16 protein-coding genes are annotated in these 18,439 nt (G+C 42.2%); 5 read left to right on the forward strand and 11 right to left on the reverse strand.

Features of this window, described 5'->3' with window-relative positions:
• Nucleotides 1-220 precede the first annotated feature (220 nt).
• Both PSF11_RS14875 and PSF11_RS14880 read left to right on the forward strand, forming a co-directional pair.
• Nucleotides 221-931, forward strand: coding sequence for an RNA ligase family protein (locus tag PSF11_RS14875; RefSeq protein WP_196712840.1), 711 nt, complete (start codon nucleotides 221-223; stop codon nucleotides 929-931).
• Complete coding sequence (locus PSF11_RS14880; protein WP_072502182.1) at nucleotides 928-2,055, forward strand: AAA family ATPase; 1,128 nt, start codon at nucleotides 928-930, stop codon at nucleotides 2,053-2,055. Before PSF11_RS14875 ends, PSF11_RS14880 begins: the two co-directional genes overlap by 4 nt.
• Nucleotides 2,056-2,111: 56 nt before the next feature.
• On the opposite strand, the gene PSF11_RS14885 is transcribed toward PSF11_RS14880, so the two are convergent.
• The 8 genes from PSF11_RS14885 to citC all read right to left on the reverse strand — a co-directional run bounded on the left by PSF11_RS14885 (nucleotide 2,112) and on the right by citC (nucleotide 10,254).
• On the reverse strand, nucleotides 2,112-3,167 hold the full coding sequence (locus tag PSF11_RS14885) for a 4-oxalomesaconate tautomerase (protein ID WP_036943769.1): 1,056 nt from the start codon (nucleotides 3,165-3,167) through the stop codon (nucleotides 2,112-2,114).
• 177 nt (nucleotides 3,168-3,344) lie between these two features.
• Nucleotides 3,345-4,778 carry an anion permease gene (locus PSF11_RS14890; protein ID WP_004918749.1) on the reverse strand — a complete coding sequence of 478 codons (1,434 nt, stop codon included), beginning with the start codon at nucleotides 4,776-4,778 and terminating at the stop codon, nucleotides 3,345-3,347.
• Between the two features lie 237 nt (nucleotides 4,779-5,015).
• Nucleotides 5,016-5,921 carry a triphosphoribosyl-dephospho-CoA synthase CitG gene (gene citG / locus PSF11_RS14895; RefSeq protein WP_040133022.1) on the reverse strand — a complete coding sequence of 302 codons (906 nt, stop codon included), beginning with the start codon at nucleotides 5,919-5,921 and terminating at the stop codon, nucleotides 5,016-5,018.
• Nucleotides 5,902-6,447 carry a citrate lyase holo-[acyl-carrier protein] synthase gene (gene citX, locus PSF11_RS14900; RefSeq protein WP_036943774.1) on the reverse strand — a complete coding sequence of 182 codons (546 nt, stop codon included), beginning with the start codon at nucleotides 6,445-6,447 and terminating at the stop codon, nucleotides 5,902-5,904. The genes citG and citX overlap by 20 nt, the downstream gene beginning before the upstream one ends.
• 4 nt (nucleotides 6,448-6,451) lie before the next feature.
• Nucleotides 6,452-7,978, reverse strand: coding sequence for a citrate lyase subunit alpha (gene citF, locus PSF11_RS14905; protein WP_004918753.1), 1,527 nt, complete (start codon nucleotides 7,976-7,978; stop codon nucleotides 6,452-6,454).
• A gap of 10 nt (nucleotides 7,979-7,988) precedes the next feature.
• Nucleotides 7,989-8,885, reverse strand: coding sequence for a citrate (pro-3S)-lyase subunit beta (gene citE / locus PSF11_RS14910; RefSeq protein ID WP_004918754.1), 897 nt, complete (start codon nucleotides 8,883-8,885; stop codon nucleotides 7,989-7,991).
• Entirely contained in the window at nucleotides 8,885-9,181 is a 297-nt protein-coding gene (citD, locus tag PSF11_RS14915; protein ID WP_004918755.1) for a citrate lyase acyl carrier protein, read from the reverse strand. Before citD ends, citE begins: the two co-directional genes overlap by 1 nt.
• A complete protein-coding gene (citC, locus tag PSF11_RS14920; RefSeq protein WP_036943776.1) occupies nucleotides 9,178-10,254 on the reverse strand; it encodes a [citrate (pro-3S)-lyase] ligase in 1,077 nt (358 codons plus the stop codon). Before citC ends, citD begins: the two co-directional genes overlap by 4 nt.
• A gap of 371 nt (nucleotides 10,255-10,625) precedes the next feature.
• Between citC and dpiB the strand changes: the two genes are divergently transcribed.
• Nucleotides 10,626-12,263, forward strand: coding sequence for a sensor histidine kinase DpiB (gene dpiB / locus PSF11_RS14925; protein WP_014658097.1), 1,638 nt, complete (start codon nucleotides 10,626-10,628; stop codon nucleotides 12,261-12,263).
• Nucleotides 12,256-12,939 carry a two-component response regulator DpiA gene (gene dpiA / locus PSF11_RS14930; RefSeq protein ID WP_072502183.1) on the forward strand — a complete coding sequence of 228 codons (684 nt, stop codon included), beginning with the start codon at nucleotides 12,256-12,258 and terminating at the stop codon, nucleotides 12,937-12,939. Before dpiB ends, dpiA begins: the two co-directional genes overlap by 8 nt.
• Before the next feature lie 65 nt (nucleotides 12,940-13,004).
• Here dpiA and PSF11_RS14935 read toward each other — a convergent pair whose 3' ends face one another.
• Nucleotides 13,005-14,036 carry an SEL1-like repeat protein gene (locus PSF11_RS14935; protein ID WP_040133023.1) on the reverse strand — a complete coding sequence of 344 codons (1,032 nt, stop codon included), beginning with the start codon at nucleotides 14,034-14,036 and terminating at the stop codon, nucleotides 13,005-13,007.
• Nucleotides 14,037-15,074: 1,038 nt separating this feature from the next.
• On the opposite strand from PSF11_RS14935, the gene dtpA reads away from it, so the two are divergent.
• A complete protein-coding gene (dtpA, locus tag PSF11_RS14940; RefSeq protein WP_072502184.1) occupies nucleotides 15,075-16,550 on the forward strand; it encodes a dipeptide/tripeptide permease DtpA in 1,476 nt (491 codons plus the stop codon).
• Between the two features lie 140 nt (nucleotides 16,551-16,690).
• Here dtpA and PSF11_RS14945 read toward each other — a convergent pair whose 3' ends face one another.
• Complete coding sequence (locus PSF11_RS14945) at nucleotides 16,691-17,179, reverse strand: DUF4822 domain-containing protein (protein WP_014658099.1); 489 nt, start codon at nucleotides 17,177-17,179, stop codon at nucleotides 16,691-16,693.
• A gap of 180 nt (nucleotides 17,180-17,359) precedes the next feature.
• Entirely contained in the window at nucleotides 17,360-18,343 is a 984-nt protein-coding gene (glpX, locus tag PSF11_RS14950) for a class II fructose-bisphosphatase (protein ID WP_004918770.1), read from the reverse strand.
• Between the last annotated feature and the right edge of the window lie 96 nt (nucleotides 18,344-18,439).

An 18,439-nucleotide genomic window follows, 5' to 3' on the forward strand; every position in this document is an offset into this window, starting at 1 on the left:
CCGTCATAGATTCAGATTAAATTGATAGCCTTTTACTTGACAGTTAGGCTAGAATCGGCCTGTTTTTAAATGAATTTGTTACTTTTGAATAAGTAACACCCCATAACGAGGCCGTTCCGCGGAAGAGATATGTAATACCAACTCTTGATTTCTCACACAACACAGAGGCAAATCTTGCTAAAGGATTTGTTGTTTTTCCTATTTCTGTAGAGAAAGCATGATGAATATGCAATCAAGAAAGTATGGTAGAACGTATCACTATCCGTTCTCACCTGGCACCACCAGTGATGATCGTATCAATAGCGATTGGTGGTCGCACATCCAGAATATTGAACAACTGGTACATACCGAAAAACTCGATGGTGAAAATAATTGCTTAAGCCAATATGGGGTTTTTGCTCGCTCGCATGCTGCGCCAACACAGTCAGCATGGAGCCAACAGATCCGCCAGCGCTGGCAGTTAATTAAAAACGATTTAGGGGATATCGAACTGTTTGGCGAAAACCTCTATGCGATACACTCTATTGAATATCAACATATTGAAGATTACTTCTATGTTTTTGCCGTGCGACAAGGTGACTATTGGCTTAGCTGGGAAGAGGTGAAGTTTTATGCCGCTCTATTTGATTTTCCAACAGTGCCGGAGCTAACCCTCAAGATTGATAGGCAACTTGGGCCACAGGCTTATGCGGCTCAGCTTAGTGAGGCCGCTTCACAAGATAGCCTTTTTGGGGCTTGTGATACGTTTACTCAGCAACCTTGTAGTATGGAAGGCATTGTGACTCGCGATAGCCGCCGTTTTTTGGTCGCTGATTTTATGCAGCATGCCTTTAAATATGTGCGAAAAAACCATGTTAAAACCGATATTCATTGGAAAAGACATTGGCAGCGAGCGAAGTTAGCGTTCGAACGCCAAAAGGGGGAAGTATGAGTTGGCAATTGACTGAACAACGCGCATGGTCACAGCTAGAGGCGCAATTTGATTTTGTGCGTGATATGCGAGGCGTACCGCAAGATGCGCTGCATCATGCCGAAGGTGATGTGGCAACACATACACAAATGGTTTTAGCAGCACTCGAAGCATTACCTGAATACCAACAACTCCCTGTTTTACAGCAAAATATCGTTTGGGCAGCAGCACTGCTGCATGATGTTGAAAAGCGTACGACAACACGAGAAGATGAAAACGGGCGTATTATCTCTCCTGGTCATGCGAAAAAAGGTGAATTATCTGCTCGACGCATTCTTTATCGAGAGGTTGAAACCCCGTTTGCGATACGTGAACAAATCGCCGCTTTAGTTCGCTATCATGGCTTACCTTTATGGTTGATGGAAAAAGTCGACCCTGAGCGGGCGCTATTTGCTGCTTCTTTACGTGTTGATATGTCACTGCTGTGTTTATTAGCAAAGGCGGACGTATTGGGGCGCATATGCCAAGATCAGTCGGAACTCTTGTCTCGCATTGAAATATTTGAGCTATTTTGTCGCGAACAGGGGTGTTGGATGCAACCAAAAGCTTTTGCTTCGGCGGCTGGGCGTTTCCACTATTTTCATCACCAGCGTGGCACTACGGATTACGAGCCTTTTGAGGAGCAAGGAAGCGAAGTGGTTATGCTGTGTGGCTTGCCGGGAATGGGAAAAGATCACTTTATTGCTCAGCATTATCCGCAATGGGAAGTGGTCTGCCTTGATAAAATTCGTCGCGCGCATAAAATCGATCCTGCCGATAAAAATGCGCAAGGTTGGGTCGCTCAACAAGCGAAGGAGCAGGCGAAAGTCTTGTTACGTGCAAAAAAGGACTTTATTTGGAATGCAACTTCACTAAGTGCGTCATTAAGAGCCAGTATGATCGGTTTGTTTGCCCGCTATCAGGCGAAAATCCACCTTATTTATTTGGAAGTTCCCTACAAGCAGTGGCAACAACAAAATCGTCAACGTGACTACGCCGTGCCAGAAAAGGTAATGGAGCGTATGGCAAGTAAATTAGAATTGCCAACACCTGATGAGGCTCATCAAGTTTCTTATGTGATCCAAGGGGAATTTCAGTCGCACTAATTAGAGAAAGGTGACGCCTATAATAGATAGGCGTCATGTGTCAGAGAGATAACCGATTAAGGAACATACACATCCCCGGAAAATAGCTTTCGCGCCGTTCGAATAATGGAAGCTTGTAACCCTTCTGGGAAGTCGCCTTGCTGATTGAGTGAAACATCAAAATGACCACTGAGGTGTTCAATCGAGATATGTTGCATATCGACATTTTTTGTTAAATAACGCTTGATGACGCTATTTTCTAAGATGGTGCCTGTCGCTATTGCAATAGCGCCTGTAACAGCTAATGCACCGTGACACTTATGAGGCATAAAATAGCGAACGTTAACCGTTCCACCATGAATTGCAGGGGAAACCAGAACAGGCTTGGGGATCACTTTTTGGCTGACATCACCTAATCCCATCGCAAGGCCAGCTTGGCGGCGAATGCTCTCTAGGCGCTGCATAAACGCCTTATCCGCTTCAAGTTGAGCCGCGCTCTCATAACCCGTTTTGTTTAATTGAGGGGCGTCAATGAGCACAACTGGCATCGCCATATCGATACAACTGACTTCGACGCCATCGAAAGTATCAATGGCATGGCCCGTGGGGAGTAGTTTTCCAGTTTTTGTACCACACGCATTTAAAAATGTGAGGGCGATAGGGGCAGCATGACCAGGAACGCTTGCAATGGTGGTATCACCTTCATAAACAATATGACCATTTGGTGTTTGTACTGTGGCGTTGACGAAAGTATTCGTATTGATATTACGAATTCGGATTGTTGTTTCATCACCTGTTATAGGCATTAACCCTTTTTCGATGGCGTAAGCGCCAACGGCACAGAGAATATTGCCACAATTAGGCGCGGTATCAACAATACGTTCCGTCACTGAAACTTGAGCAAATAAATAATCAATGTCGGCATCAGGGTGGGGAGAGCGGCTAATGATTGCCACTTTACTGGTTTGAGGGCTACCACCACCAATACCATCAATTTGCAGTGCGTGGCCCGATCCCATAATAGCTAATATAAGTTCATCGCGCTCTTGGATATTCTTTGGTAGGTCATCTGCTAATAAAAATACGCCTTTAGATGTGCCGCCACGCATCAACATACAAGGTATTTTTTTCATGTATTTTCCTATTTAGAGTATTGCTCATTTATTATTTATGCTGTTGATGGCATGAAATAAAAACAATCGCTGCCGGTAGCACAGCAAAATAATAGGAAGAGGGCATTTTATATTTAAATGGGATCTCATAAGCTCAGATCCCATTGTTAATTTAATTTGTATTCAGATTATTATTTTCTAAATTAAACCGGAGCTGATTAATATTTCCCACCAGCCTAAACCAATTGTCATATGTACCAGTAAACTTAAGAATGCAACGATACCACCTATAATCCACCAAGAACGAATATCGTTGTAGCCAGCACCGAAGACGATTGGTGCTGCCGCGCCTCCGTAGTGGGTTAAGCTGCCACCGTAAGCATTCGAGAAGAGTAGACCGAGGGCTAGCAGCATTGGTGGTGCACCCGCAACCATACCGACAGTTGCAAACACAGGCACCATTGCAGCGACATAAGCACCGCCAGACGCGAAGAGGTAACGTATCGCAACACTGATAAACATAATCACAAAGAAGGCGAGCATGGTTTGATCACCGAATGAGAGGTGTTGACCCATGACATTGGCTAACCATTCGAAAAAGCCAGCTTTTGTCAGTACACCAGACATCCCGATGATACCGCCGTACCAAATCAAGGTATTCCAGCCACCTTTATTTTTTAGCACATCATCCCAAGTCACAACGCCCAGAATTAATGTCAAAGCCATAACACAAATCGCAACAGTGGAAGCACTGACACCAATTTTATCGGCAAAGATCCAACCCGCTAAAGCTAATAGGAACACAATACTCAGCAGCTTTTCTCTTACCGTCATGGGGCCAAGCTCTTCTAAACCTTTTGCGGCGATCTCTTTGTTGTTGACCTTTTTTAACTCAGGTGGATAAAGCTTATAGATAATGAATGGCGTTAAAATGAGCATGATAAGACCCGGAACTGCGGCTGCAAGCGCCCAGCCTCCCCAACTCAAACTAATGCCCATAATATCGCTCATCATCGCCAGTGCTAACGCATTTGGAGCCATAGCTGTTAGGAACATATAGCTGGTGGTTTTTGTCACCATATAAACGTTCACTAAAAGGTAGTGACCTGCTTTTCGAGGGCTTTTTTCGGGATCTGAACCCAGAGCCACAGCCACACTATTAATGATAGGGAAAACAATCCCACCAGCACGCGCGGTATTGGAGGGGGTTGCAGGCGCGATAATTAAGTCAAGGATGGCAGTTACATAGCCAAGACCTAATGTCGTACTACCTAATTTACCAATTAAAACATAGGAAAGTCGTTTACCTAACCCAGTGATCACGAAAGCAGCACTGAGTGTAAACGCTGCAAAGACTAACCATGTTGTACCCGAAGCATAACCACTTAAGACCTCGCTCACTTTGACATCTTTAGTGCCAGTCACACCGATGATCGTCGCACTTGCAGCAATGGTGGCTAACAATATTACAGGTTCAGAATAAGGTTTTAGTACCAGCCCGACGATAGCGGCTAAGTAGAGACCAAATAGTAACCAAGCAATATGGGGTAGCCCCTCCGGCGTGGGAATAAGCGATATGATTATGGGAATCGCTATTAGAATAAATAGCTTCCATATTTTATCTTTTTGCATAGGCCAGTTTCCTTAATATTAATACTAAACTTAATTAATATTAAATTTTATGAACTTTAATATTATGAATTTGTTTAATGACAAATTTGGCATGCAGAGATTCGTTGAAGAGTGTCAATCTCTTCTTCAATACCAAATAAGTTATAAATTCGTTAAACTAATAATCAATATTTAATTAACATATCTTTATTAAAATGATTTTTAATTTTCCTATGTTGATTTAAATTTATTTTTTTATTAATGAGTAAAATGGATCCTGTCTTTTGAATAAGGTAACCGAGATAAAAACCACGTTAAAATAAGTAAATCAGCACTTCCTCCAGGACTTAAATTTTTTGCGATACATTGATTATCGAATGATTTAATTTTTTCTAAATCAGCAGAGGTTGTTAATCCACCTTGGTCGAGTAAAGTTTGCGCTTGTGTTTTTAACCATGCTAACCCTTCCAATCCACCACGATTGGCAACATTGGTATCATCATTGTTCGCCATTAATAGGATTAACGTTTCAAGTAATGCGAGTTCTTGTGGTTTACCTTCAACAAGTTGTTTTAAATAGTAGGGGAGCGATAAATTGACGACTAATTGATAACCACTTTCAGCTTCACCGCGCGCGCCTGTCAAACCGAAAGATTGATATAACCGCTGGCCTGCTGTAGGACGGATCGTTTTATGTTTTAGTTCCGCGGTAATGCCTCGGCACATTTGTGATACCCCATTACTGATACTCATGGCTGAAACGGGTTCATGCAGTGCTAATTGGCGACCAATAACGGTTAGTAGTAATCCAAGAGAAAATATTGATCCTTTATGGGTATTAACCCCTTTGGTGGATTGGAACATCGACTTTTCACAAGCTATACCAATAGGGCGAATAAGCGTCAAAACTTGCTCGATGGGGTACTGCTTATATTTGGCGCCTGCCAGTAAAAAGTCAGGAAAATGTTGTGCAATAGCATGAGCACTAAGATGAAAATCGGTCAGCGCCATGTCTTTATGAGCACCAGTATTGAATTTATCAACTAACCCTGGTTTGGGGGTTAAATTGACTTCTGCCATCATGGCTTGCCAGCCGAGTTGGCTGTAGTAGTGCACGATCTCTTGTGTGAGTTGCTCTGTTTGCTCAATCGTGATTGGACGCATTGGCTAGCACCTCTATCTGATGAATAATTTCACTTAATGAATGAGCACGCTCTCGCGCACAGATCTTAGCTTCTTTTTCGCAGATTAAGCAGTGTCTAGGAGGAAGTTGCAGCTCAGAGCGCGAATATTGCCTCCCTTGTGCATCAAAGACATCAAAATCCCATAGACGACCGACCGCTGATAACTCTTCTGCTTCAATTAAGGCAGTTTTAACCTCAATGGCATCGGCATCGACTGCCACGAAACATTCAGGGCCTGTTGGTAAAGCGAAAGATTGTTGTGCTAAAAGTACCCACTGCCTGCATTGAGCCACCTGTTTAAGCGCATTTAATCCCTGATTAAAGATTTGCCTGACAAGATGATTATCTTTAACAGGTCCAGGAAAAACGACAGTAAACGAAATCAGGGTTACCTGATGGAGACCAATCCATTGTTGTTGCCGAGCCTGACGAACATCACGGCTTGCCAACAATTCAGATAAAGAAATTTCAGGTTGCTCTATCGTATCAGGCAGTGGGTAAAACATGGTGTTACTCCTTAACCTGATGCACGACATCAATTACAGAGCCATCGCGATAACGAACTACTGCCACGACTTTGTCTGTAAATTCAATCGGATTAGGTTTACCCGTTAACAGTTCAGCACGTTCGCGTAACCAATCAATGGAGACCGTTTTTATGCCCTGACTTTCCAATTGCTGTTTTAGCTCAGGACGGGCAGGGTTGACGGCAATACCATGGTCAGTGACGAGAATATCGACGCTAGAGCCGGGGGTAACACAAGTGATCACTTCATCGACTAAAGTTGGAATGCGACCACGTACTAAAGGTGCAACAATGATTGACAGTTTTGATGCAACCGCGGTATCACTGTGTCCGCCAGATGCACCGCGGATCACTCCATCTGAGCCAGTTAACACGTTGACATTAAAGCGTGTATCAATTTCGAGGGCGCTGAGTACAACAACGTCAAGCATATCAACAGAGGCCCCTTTTGAGTCAAAGCAAGCGTATTGATTGGCGCTGATTTCAATGTGATTCGGGTTGCGGGCGAGTGACATTGCCGCAGCACGGTCAAAACTCTGCACATCAATTAACTTGCGAATAAAGCCTTTTTCATGCAGATCAACAATCGTGGATGTGATACCCCCTAATGCAAAACCTGCACAGATGTTATGGCGACGCATTTTGTCTTCAAGGAAACGAGTGACGGCAAGTGAAGCACCGCCAGTCCCCGTTTGTAGTGAAAAACCTTCTTTAAAGTAGCCTGATTTTTCGATGACGTCTGCTGCTGTTCGCGCAATCAGTAATTCACGCGGATTAGAGGTCATTCGAGTTGCATCGGCACCGATTTTGTCGGCATCCCCCACACGCGCTACTTTGACGATATAATCGACTTCATCTTGTTTGATGCTAGCAGGGTTATGTGGATAAGGGAGTAACTCTTCGGTTAGCATCACGACTTTATTTGCCGTTTCGGCATCAATTTTTGCATAACCTAATGAACCGCAACAAGCTTCACCGGTATAGCCATTGGCATTACCGTATTCATCACAAGATGGAACACCAATAAAAGCCACATCGATATTCAGTTCGCCGCTATGGATCAGGTTAGCTCGCCCACCATGCGAGTGAATCTGTACTGGTTCAGCTAATTCACCACGGGAAATGGCTTCTGCTAATGGCCCACGAATACCGGATGTGTAAATTTTGCGGATAACACCATGGCGAATATGTTCTACTAATGGGGAATGGCAAGCACTCAACGAGCTAGAAGCCAGAGTGAGATTACGGAATCCCATCTCTGCAATCACTTGCATGACAAGGTTGATGGTCAAATCACCGCCACGAAAAGCATGGTGGAATGAAATGGTCATGCCATCTTTTAAACCTGAACGGCGGATGGCGACTTGCAAATCATCACACAGTTTGCGATTGCGGGGTTTTTGAACTTGTTGTTGTACTTTGCCAATATCTTTAAATTGACGAGGGGCGTCGTCAGTTATATGGTCAAAATAGGCTGATACGCGCGCCTGGCGCTGTGTTATCGTTGTCATTTTCAATGCCTCACTCTTCTCGAATACCTGATAATGCCGCTCGTGAAAGCACTAAGCGTGCTCGGTCAATGACAGGGCCATCAACCATTTTTCCGTTCAGTGAAACCACACCACGGCCTTCTTGTTCCGCGGCATTGGCGGCATCAACAACGCGTTGGGCGTGATCCACTTCTTTTTGTGTCGGCGCATAAAGGTTATGAAGGAGTTCGATTTGACGAGGATTAATTAAGGATTTGCCATCAAAACCAAGTTGCTTAATGTGTGCGGCTTCTTTTAAGAAACCTTCTTCATTATTGGCGTCAGAGTACACGGTATCAAATGCTTGAATACCGGCTGAGCGTGCAGCTTGTAAAATGGCGCACCGAGCATAGAGGAGTTCAATACCGTCTGGAGACCGCTCGGTACGCAAATTGCGGACATAGTCCTCGGCACCTAATGCGATGCCAATAAGTCGGGGTGATGAGTGAGCAATGTTGACTGCCTGTGTGATCCCCATCGGTGATTCAATAGCAGCAAGCAAACCGGTGCTACCAGGTTCGCGACCACAGCTTTTCTCAATACGTAAAATTTCATTTTCGATATCAATAACATCTTGTGCTGTATCTGTTTTGGGTAAACGCACAATATCAGCACCACCGCGAACAACGGCTTCTAAGTCTGCGACGCCGAAAGCGGAATCCAGTGCATTGACACGAACAATGGTTTCAACATCCTGATATAAAGGGTGTTGTAGCGCATGATAGACCAAACGACGAGCCGTATCTTTTTCGCGCAAGGCGACGGAGTCTTCAAGGTCGAACATCAACGCATCGGCTTTGTAAATAAATGAGTTACTCAGCATTGCGGCATTAGAGCCGGGGACAAACAGCATGCTTCTACGCGTCCGAGTTTTTCTTTCCGGTGTCATTATTTGTCCTCCCAAGGCAATGCAGTGATATCACATGCTCTTGCAAGCAAGGCTTCTAGGCGCGCTCTAAGAACACATTCAAGGGCACCCTTATCATCAATAATGATTTGAGCGCCTTCAATTTCATGTTGTTCAATCAATTCAAGGACAATTTTTTCAATCGCATCACCAAACTGTTTCTCAACACTACTGCTGATTTGTATTGAAACTTCCTGCGTGTCTTCTAAGGGTTCTATTCGTACCATGACATCGCTTGATTCAAGCGTGCCTGCAACGGCTGCGTGGAGTATTTTCATAGTTCACCTGTGACTAATTCAGAATTTTCGATACGGTGAGGGGCCGATGTTGAACGGGAAGCTAACATATCCTCTAAATAGCGATAGGTTGCCTCGGGAACAATCGGCTTGATCGCCGCAAGATCTTTTTTAGCAAGCAGTCTACGAACTTGTGAGGCGGATACCGCCGTGCCGTCATAGACCATTCGCGGAAATTCAACCAGCTCAATAGGTGGATAACTAAGCGTGCGAGTTTCGAGCCAATAGCGCATGTCTTCGTTATATTGATTAGTGACTTTGCAAAAAGGCTCAGTGCCCACAAAACGGTGTGTGATCCCCAGTGCTGGTGCAATATATTGACGGAAAATTTTGATATCGATTTCGGTATAACAATTATCAACAACGGCTTTGTCCTTGATGAAATAGCAGGGAAAAGTCGCTCTTGAGATGATGTATTCAGAGCCTTTGTGGATAGTGAGATTTTCAATTCCTTTGGTGCCAGCCTCAATCAGTGCTAAGCGAACGCTATAAGGGAACCGTGAGGTATCTTCTTTGACGACAAATAAATGTAGCCAATCACAAGATTGAGCGGCTTTTTCGATTAAATAGCGGTGACCCAGAGTGAATGGATTGGCATTCATCACGATAGCACCTATTTTTTTGCCTTCTTTACGGTAGTTTTTTAAGTTTTTAATATAGCGTTTTAAGTAACAACAACTATTTTCCATTAATACCATGATATTTGGCACAGTAGCCAAAGTATGGAATCCACATTGTTGAAATAAACTTTCGTTTTGAGTTTTAGTATAAATGAAGAGATGGGTTGTATTATTTTCGTAGGCAAGGTTAACTAATTCAGTGGCTAATTTTAATGCAAGACCTTCACCACGAACATGATCACTGATAGCCACACATTTAATAACATTTTTAGCGAGGCCACCACATGCAATTAATTTATCATTGCGCGTAATTGTAATAAAAACGTCAATGCTTGAATCAATATCGAGGTCGTTCTCTTTTAAAAACTGAGCAATTTCAGCTAGTTTCCTGTTCTCATGACGTTTTACTTGGTGAAACGTTATGTTTTCGAACATATTAGTATCCTGCATCTCATATAGAGATGTTTTTAAGTTGTTACTAATGTTAAAGTTAATTAAATAAAACTCTTAATATTAATTTAATAAATAACTCATTAGCTTTTTATTTAATTATCCTTTTCGATATTAATATTAATGCTTATAGCATTATTATATTTGACCTGTTTCATGTTTCTAAAAGGAGTTTGTATTTGTTTAATGGTTTTTATGCACTTTATTATGGGATATGTTTTTTATTGCTTGGTTTTAATGGATTTAATTATTAATATGGTGTTTATTTGCTCGCTAAATCGAGTCTAGTGTGTGTTATTGGCTTGCTTTTCGTGTAACAATATTTTTACTTTTCAGTAGGTAACATAGGGTATCTCATGGCAAAAGAGCATCAACGTTCTCTATTTAGAAAAAATAAATCGATATCCTTTTCAGTGCGGGTGTTCTTTTTGCTATTACTCGTTTCTGTCGTATTGACTTTTAGCCTAGGCAAGTATTTCACCGACACGGCAGAAAACCGTTTAATGGCCAATATTCGCTCTCTTGCCATGAGTCAGGCGAAGCTAATTGCATCGATGGAAGGTATCGTCCAATCCGTCAAAACCAAAGACATTCAAAGCCTCAAAGTGATTGCAGATCAACTAAATCAAGATTCAGATTATGATTATGTGGTGATAGGGGATGAAAATTCGATGCGCTTATATCACCCAAACCAAGAAAAGGTTGGCTTTAAAATGCAGTGGAATAAACCCGGTGCATTGGAACGAGGTGAAAGCTATTTTATTGACGGAGAAGGGTCTATAGGGAATGCTGTACGCGCAAAAACGCCGATATTTGATGAAAATAATAAGGTGATTGGGGTGGTGTCTATCGGGTACCTCACCAATAAAATTGAAACTTCCCGTAGTGAATTATTTGTACAAACGGGTGCCACCTTTTTTGGGGTTTTGGTCATCTTGCTTTTTTTGTCATGGGCCTTTACTCGGTTGATCCAACGGCAAATGCTGGGGATGGAGCCTGAGCAGATCGCGCAAATGGTGGTTATGCAAAAAGGGATCTTTGAAGCCGTTTTCGAAGGGGTGATTGCCGTTGATTGTGAAGGGCGCATCATTAATATCAATCACAACGCACGCAAAATGCTCTCCCTAAGTGAACCATCTAACCATTTGGTTGGGCGCGCTATCAGTGAGTTAGTGACGCCGGCAACATTTTTTATTAATGATATCTCTACCACACAACATGATGTCATTTGTTCCTTCAATGGGTTAAATGTGATTGCAAACCGCATTGCATTACACGATGAAAATCACTTAATTGGCGCGGTCATTAGCTTTCGTAGCCAAAATGATATTGAATCTCTCAATTCCCAATTGACACAAGTACGTCAATACGTTGAGAATTTGCGCTCTTTGCGTCATGAACACCTTAATTGGATGTCAACGCTGAGCGGCCTTCTACAAATGAAGGAATATGATCAAGCACTAGCGATGATCAAAGGGGAATCTGAGTCACAACAGCAGTTGATTGATTCATTACGCAAGCAATTTGCCGATAAGCAAGTCGCTGGGTTACTGTTTGGTAAATATCACCGTGCCAGAGAGCTTGGGGTGCAATTGGTATTTATAGAAGGGTGCCAATTGAGTTCGTTACCGCCGTTACTTAGCAGTACAGAATTTTGTGCCATTTTGGGGAATCTTCTGGACAATGCGTTTGAAGCAAGCTTGAAAAATAATGAGGGTAATAAGCAGGTTGAGTTGTACCTTTCTGATGAAGGGAGCGAGTTTGTGATCGAAGTCGCGGATCAGGGCTGTGGTTTCCCTGCTGAAATGAAAGAAAGGTGGTTTGAAAGAGGTATGACAACAAAAACGGAGTCAGTCGATGGGCATGGCATTGGCTTGTATCTTGTGGCTTCGTATGTCAAAAGGTGTGATGGTGTGGTTATAATTGAAGATAATCAACCACATGGTACTTTATTCTCAATTTTTATTCCGAAAGTGAAGATGCAAAATGATTAAGATAAAAATCCTCATTGTGGAAGATGAACTCTTATTAGCAGAAATGCACGGTGAGTATATAAAATCCTATCCCGCTTGCGATAAAGTTTGGGTTGCAGGTGATTTGGCTCAGGCCAGAAAAATGATTGAATATATGAAGCCTGATCTCATCTTACTCGATAACTATTTGCCTGACGGTAAAGGCATTGATCTGGTTCATGAATTGATCCAAGAAAGAAACAATGCCGATATCGTATTTACCACGGCGGCGAGCGATATGGAAACTGTCTCAGAAGCTATCCGCTTAGGTGTGTTCGATTATTTGGTGAAGCCTATTGCTTATGAGCGCTTAGGGCAAACACTCGACCGCTATATTCAACGTAAATCAGTGTTACGGGCAGGGAGCAAAACGAATCAAAGCCAAATCGACGATATGTTTAATACTTATGCACGGGGGGAGGCCAAAGAGGAACTACCAACAGGGATTGATGCGTTGACACTCGAAAAAGTGCTCTCACTTTTTGCACAACCCGATGCGGAATATACCGCCGAGACAATTGCAGAAACAATTAAACTGAGCCGTACAACGGCACGCCGTTATTTAGAGTACTGCTTAGCTCAACATAAAATCGAAGCGGAAATTGAGTACGGCAAAGTAGGGCGGCCTCAACGAATCTACCGTGCCGTTCAAAAATAGCGGGTAATCACATCATGAAGTCTGCATAAACAAACAGCAAACCGTTTTTATGCAGACAAGCAGGATTATTTTTTAAGGTTATTTTCGAGGATCAACACTTTCTTTTCTGCTCTTTCATTTCCCTGAGAGGCGGCGAGCTTATACCAGTAAAGTGCTTTTCTATCATCCTGTTTGACGCCCATACCGTATTGGTAGCATGCTCCCGTGGCATATTGTGCGTCATTATTACCGTGTTGGGCTGCGCGAATAAACCAGTGACAGGCTTTTGCTTGGTCAGCAGGCACACCATCACCCCTCGCATAAATTAATGCTAAATTAAATTGAGCAGAAATTTCACCTTGTTCGGAAGCCAGTGTTAGCCATTTAATCGCGGATTTCACCTCTTTTTTCACCCCCTGACCATGCAAATAGAGCATACCTAAGCTATTTTGTGCGGGTGAAAAGCCCAGTTGAGCTGAGCGTGAAAAGTATTGATAGGCTTGCTGATAATCGGCTTTATCATACATGCCAGTGGCGGCTTGATAACCCAATAAATAAAGAGCTTGGGGATTATTTTGCTTTGCTAGCGACTGGTAGATTTGTTGTGCTTTTTGGGGGTCTTCAGTAACGGCAATGCCTTTTTCATACCAGTAAGCTAGCATTAATTCTGCGGGTTGAAAATGTTGTGCTGCCGCCTTAACCAACCAAGCTTCGGCTTGTTGTTTATTTTTAGGCAATAATTTATCAACGCCGCTCAGAGTATATTCAGCCATATTTAATTGGCCTAGAGGGTCGCCTGCTTCAGCCGCTTTTTTCATCCAAAACAGCATTTGTTCTGGGCTCTTATCGACACCATTGCCTTGTTGATACAGCAACGCAAGGTTAATTTGCGCTTTTGTAAACCCTTGCTGAGCCGACAAACGATACCACTTAGCGGCCTCCGTTAACTGTTTTTCGGATTGAAGCAGCATAGCAAGGTTAAACTGAGCTTCGGCTTGTCCGTCCTGCGCACTTTTGAGCAACAGTTGTTTGTCTTGAGGGGGAGACAAAGGTGCTGCATAACTGTTAAGCGCAAAGGCACTGCAAATAACGAACAGTGACAACAAAAATTTTTTCACTGAAGATCCTTTTATTAACGTATCTACCATAAGGTTAACTCGCTGTTTTCCCTAGCGCAATAAACAATCTCTTTCAGGTGGTTATCGCAAAATAGCTATTTGTGCTGCAAAAGGAATTTCTGGTGATAAAAAAATAAAAAATTATGAACCTTTTGTATGAGCTGGTGGTCTTAGTAATAAGTATATTCTGTTTGCTTGCGTAAACATTCATATATTTACCCTCAACATTCATTTCTTTACATGAAGTAATGCAATAATGCAGCTATGAAATGGTAGTTTTACTCGAAGTAACTAAGATCCTTAAGTAGAATGCATTATGCCCAGCCGATTTGCTGGGCTTTTTTTTATCTAACTTCCTTCAAATCCCACCTGATTAGTTCTGTGAATAGATAGATGGAGTGTGGTTCCATACGACTCCCATCGGCGTGATTAAATATCAAACAACCCATCCCAAATAGAGTATCCAATAATAGATTTTTTAGTCGGACGGCACTGTCATATAACAATCCACCGAGGGAAAGATATAAGGTTATTAATTGAAATGAGCTTAAGGTAAATTTAATTATCTTAGTTTTAAAATTAGCACAAAATGCTTAACATTCACGTATCAATTGGTTAATTAATATCCAGTATTAACTGTGTAAATTAGCTATAAAAGTGACCTTATTCACGATATCGAACTATTTATGGGGTAATTAGTACTAGCTAAATCTTTATTTTTGGTGCATAAATAGCGTATATTGCTTAATTGATTTTCGCATTTCTAGCGGTATTTATCACTATCAATGTTGAATAAATAATCAAATCTGCTTTAACTCATTGAATTTTATGTTTGTGATTCATAAGCATCCTATTACACACAGTGATGTCGAATTTGAAGGTTAATGTATCGGCGGGAAGTTAGTGAATTTAACGCGTTTAACCGGACAACTTTGGATTTTTAAACTGGAATTCTTGAGACAATAACAATGCTGAGGGTATAAACAGTACCCCATTTAGCTTTTTTTGCTTATGTACAGGTTGTCATAGAGGTAACTAGTGTCCACAACTAACAACAAAGAGGAAGTCAGTCTTAACGCGTTTAAGCAACCTCGCTCGTTCTATCTCATCTTTTCTATTGAACTTTGGGAACGTTTTGGTTATTACGGTCTCCAAGGGATCCTCCCTCTCTACCTAAGCCAAGTGCTGGGCATGTCAGAAACAGAGTCAATTACTTTGTTTTCTGCTTTTGCTGCATTAGTTTATGGCTTTGTTGCTATTGGGGGATGGTTAGGCGATAAAATTCTCGGCACAAAACGCGTTATCGTTCTCGGTACGTTAGTGTTAATTGCTGGTTATGCTTTCGTCGCATATTCAGGGCACGATGTCTCCATGGTGTATATCGGGCTAGCAACGATTGCTGTTGGTAATGGTTTATTTAAGGCTAACCCATCATCGTTACTATCCACTTGTTATGAAAAAGATGACCCGCGTTTGGATGGTGCATTCACCATGTACTATATGTCCGTTAACATCGGCTCTTTTTTCTCGATGTTAGCAACGCCTTGGTTGGCAAAACATTATGGTTGGGATATTGCCTTTTCCCTCAGTGTTGTCGGCCTCGTTATCACATTGATTAACTTCTTTATGTGTAAGAAATGGGTTGCCGATCATGGTTCTAAACCTGACTTTGCTCCAATAGTGATTTCTAAATTGCTAGTGACTATTGTAGGGGTTGTGGCTCTGATCGTGATTTCTACATGGTTACTGCACAATTTGGAGATCGCTCGTGCAGCATTGGGTATCATTTCGCTAGGGATTATTGTTATCTTTATTAAAGAAACCTTAGCGCTAAATGGCTCTGCACGTCGTCGCATGATTGTTGCACTTATTCTGATGTTAGAAGCTATCGTCTTCTTTGTCCTGTACAGTCAGATGCCAACCTCGCTTAACTTCTTTGCGTTACACAACGTTGAGCATGAAATATTTGGAATATTCTCTGTTGAACCAGCACAATATCAAGCATTAAACCCATTCTGGATTATTATTGGTAGCCCAATTCTGGCGGCAATCTACAATAAAATGGGCGATCACTTACCGATGCCACACAAGTTTGCTATCGGTATGTTGCTATGCTCGGCAGCCTTCTTGGTGTTGCCATTAGGTGCGAAATTTGCCAACGAGGCGGGGATAGTGTCTGCTGGCTGGCTCATAATTTGTTACGGTTTCCAGAGTATTGGTGAACTGATGATCTCAGGTCTCGGCCTCGCGATGGTAGCGCAATTGGTTCCTCAGCGTTTGATGGGCTTTATCATGGGAGCATGGTTCTTAACTAACTCTGCTGCTGCATTTATTGCCGGTTACGTAGCATCCTTGGCCGCTGTACCAGAAGGGAAGGTGACAAGTTCACTTGAATCACTATCCGTTTACAGTGATGTCTTCTTGAAAATTGGTATTGTAACGGGTGTGATTGCGATTTTGATGGTGATTACTGCTCCAATGTTGAATCGTATGACATTGGCACAAGATAAATAACGCAGTTTAACCTATATAAAAGGCCATAGACGGTGAGCTGTCTATGGCCTTTTTACTATGTCACCATCCTTTTTACTATGATGGGGTCAGGAATATGTTGTTGTAATACCATGCAAGGGAACAACCGCATATTGGGGCAATTAGTTTTTCACTTTATGCACAATATCAACGTATTTTGATTTATCATCCGGTGTTGGATAAATACGATAAGTATATTCTTCCGGCGTCACGGTGATGTTTTCAACTACGCGGGTAAATAGCACTTCACCTTTATCATTTTTCGCGGTAATTGAGCGGCTTTTACCATCGTCACTAAATGACCAGTCACCCTGCATTTTTGGCTTACCTTCTGGCGTCATCATTTTAAATGTGCCATCTGGAAAGTATTCGGCAAGTCCAAAGAAATTGGCAACTTGTTCATTGGCTGGGTCAACTTGCTTGTTATCTTGATCAAGCGCTTCTGTGGTTACCCAGACTTTACCTACCATGATATCCTCATAGCTATTGAGTTTTTTCGCGACAGACGCTGAAAACGTAGTGCTAGCGTTAGCATTTGAGTTAGCTTGAGCTGTAAAAGCAGACAGGGTTGACAGAGCGACGGCTGTGGCGATAAAAAGTTTCAATTTCATAAATACTCCATTATTAGATCATGATACAGATGATTAAAAAATATCCTTCTATAACCTAGAAGAATAATGTCAAAATGTGAAGGTGAAAATTATTGCCAATTATGTCGTCGAACTAAGTAGATTTACAAAGGCGCTTTGAAAAAGAACTGGTAGGTTTAATACCAGTTCGATCAGATGAGATTAATGGAAATGTCGGTTATTAATAATCTTTAACGAACGGTTATGACCATTAATTAGCAGCGTATTCGAGGTGTAACTGTGGGAATGATGCGCGATGCCATCCATTAACACTGTGGGGGTAATGGCTGTTGCTGCAAACATGACATCATTACTACTCACCATTGAGTCTAATGTGAGAATTTCCCCAATATTCACGCCCATTTGGCGGCAGCGCGCTGCCTCTTGCTCAGCTAAGAGTCTATTTTGTGCATTATCTCCTTTAGCTTGAGTACGAGAGACTAAACGAGCTTGCATATCACCACCTAAAGCACGTGCAATGGCGGCACTAATAATACCTTCAGGTGCACCGCCAATACCATACATCATATCAATAGGATGCTCAGGTAAGATAGCTAATAAGGAAGCTAAAACATCGCCATCAGGGATTGCAATGACATTCGCACCAAAATTGCGAATTGTTTGCATGATATGTTGATGGCGTGGCTTATCAAGCATAGCAATTGATAAATGAGCTATTGGTTTATTCAGTGCTGAGGAGAGGTTTTCAAGATTTTTTTCTAATGGATTATTGAGATGTACTGTACCTTTGGCTTCGTAACCGACAACCAATTTTTCCATATACATATCTGGAGCCTGTAACAGGGTACCCGTTGGCGCTGCGGCTAAAACCGCAATGGCATTGTGCTCATTACAGGCGACCATACGAGTACCATCAATAGGATCAACAGCGATATCTAATTTCTGTTTCGCTGAGGGATTACCCACTTGCTCCCCAATATATAGCATGGGCGCATCGTCAATTTCACCTTCACCGATCACGACTTGACCGTGAAAATCTAATTCATTTAGGCGGTTACGCATGGCTTCAACGGCGGCTTTATCTGCTGCGTTTTTATCTTGTTTACCTACCCAATTATGCGCGGCTAATGCCGCAACCTCTGTAACGGAAGCGATTGCATAAGCTAATTCATCGCTAATTTTCATTATTTATTCCCTGAATGCGAAAAGAAATCATATATAGATATGATACTTTTTTTGTGATCTCTATGGCAAATAATCGGTGAACAAAATCAGGAAGGA

It is taken from the genome of Providencia sp. PROV119 (genome assembly GCF_028482435.1).
GTDB lineage: Bacteria > Pseudomonadota > Gammaproteobacteria > Enterobacterales > Enterobacteriaceae > Providencia > Providencia stuartii.

Excerpts from the sequence above, each read along its gene's own strand:
- PSF11_RS14875 (WP_196712840.1), top strand. The coding sequence starts at position 221 with ATGAATATGCAATCAAGAAAGTATGGTAGAACGTATCACTATCCGTTC.
- PSF11_RS14880 (WP_072502182.1), top strand. The coding sequence starts at position 928 with ATGAGTTGGCAATTGACTGAACAACGCGCATGGTCACAGCTAGAGGCG.
- PSF11_RS14885 (WP_036943769.1), bottom strand. The coding sequence starts at position 3,167 with ATGAAAAAAATACCTTGTATGTTGATGCGTGGCGGCACATCTAAAGGC.
- PSF11_RS14890 (WP_004918749.1), bottom strand. The coding sequence starts at position 4,778 with ATGCAAAAAGATAAAATATGGAAGCTATTTATTCTAATAGCGATTCCC.
- citG (WP_040133022.1), bottom strand. The coding sequence starts at position 5,921 with ATGCGTCCAATCACGATTGAGCAAACAGAGCAACTCACACAAGAGATC.
- citX (WP_036943774.1), bottom strand. The coding sequence starts at position 6,447 with ATGTTTTACCCACTGCCTGATACGATAGAGCAACCTGAAATTTCTTTA.
- citF (WP_004918753.1), bottom strand. The coding sequence starts at position 7,978 with ATGACAACGATAACACAGCGCCAGGCGCGCGTATCAGCCTATTTTGAC.
- citE (WP_004918754.1), bottom strand. The coding sequence starts at position 8,885 with ATGACACCGGAAAGAAAAACTCGGACGCGTAGAAGCATGCTGTTTGTC.
- citD (WP_004918755.1), bottom strand. The coding sequence starts at position 9,181 with ATGAAAATACTCCACGCAGCCGTTGCAGGCACGCTTGAATCAAGCGAT.
- citC (WP_036943776.1), bottom strand. The coding sequence starts at position 10,254 with ATGTTCGAAAACATAACGTTTCACCAAGTAAAACGTCATGAGAACAGG.
- dpiB (WP_014658097.1), top strand. The coding sequence starts at position 10,626 with ATGGCAAAAGAGCATCAACGTTCTCTATTTAGAAAAAATAAATCGATA.
- dpiA (WP_072502183.1), top strand. The coding sequence starts at position 12,256 with ATGATTAAGATAAAAATCCTCATTGTGGAAGATGAACTCTTATTAGCA.
- PSF11_RS14945 (WP_014658099.1), bottom strand. The coding sequence starts at position 17,179 with ATGAAATTGAAACTTTTTATCGCCACAGCCGTCGCTCTGTCAACCCTG.
- glpX (WP_004918770.1), bottom strand. The coding sequence starts at position 18,343 with ATGAAAATTAGCGATGAATTAGCTTATGCAATCGCTTCCGTTACAGAG.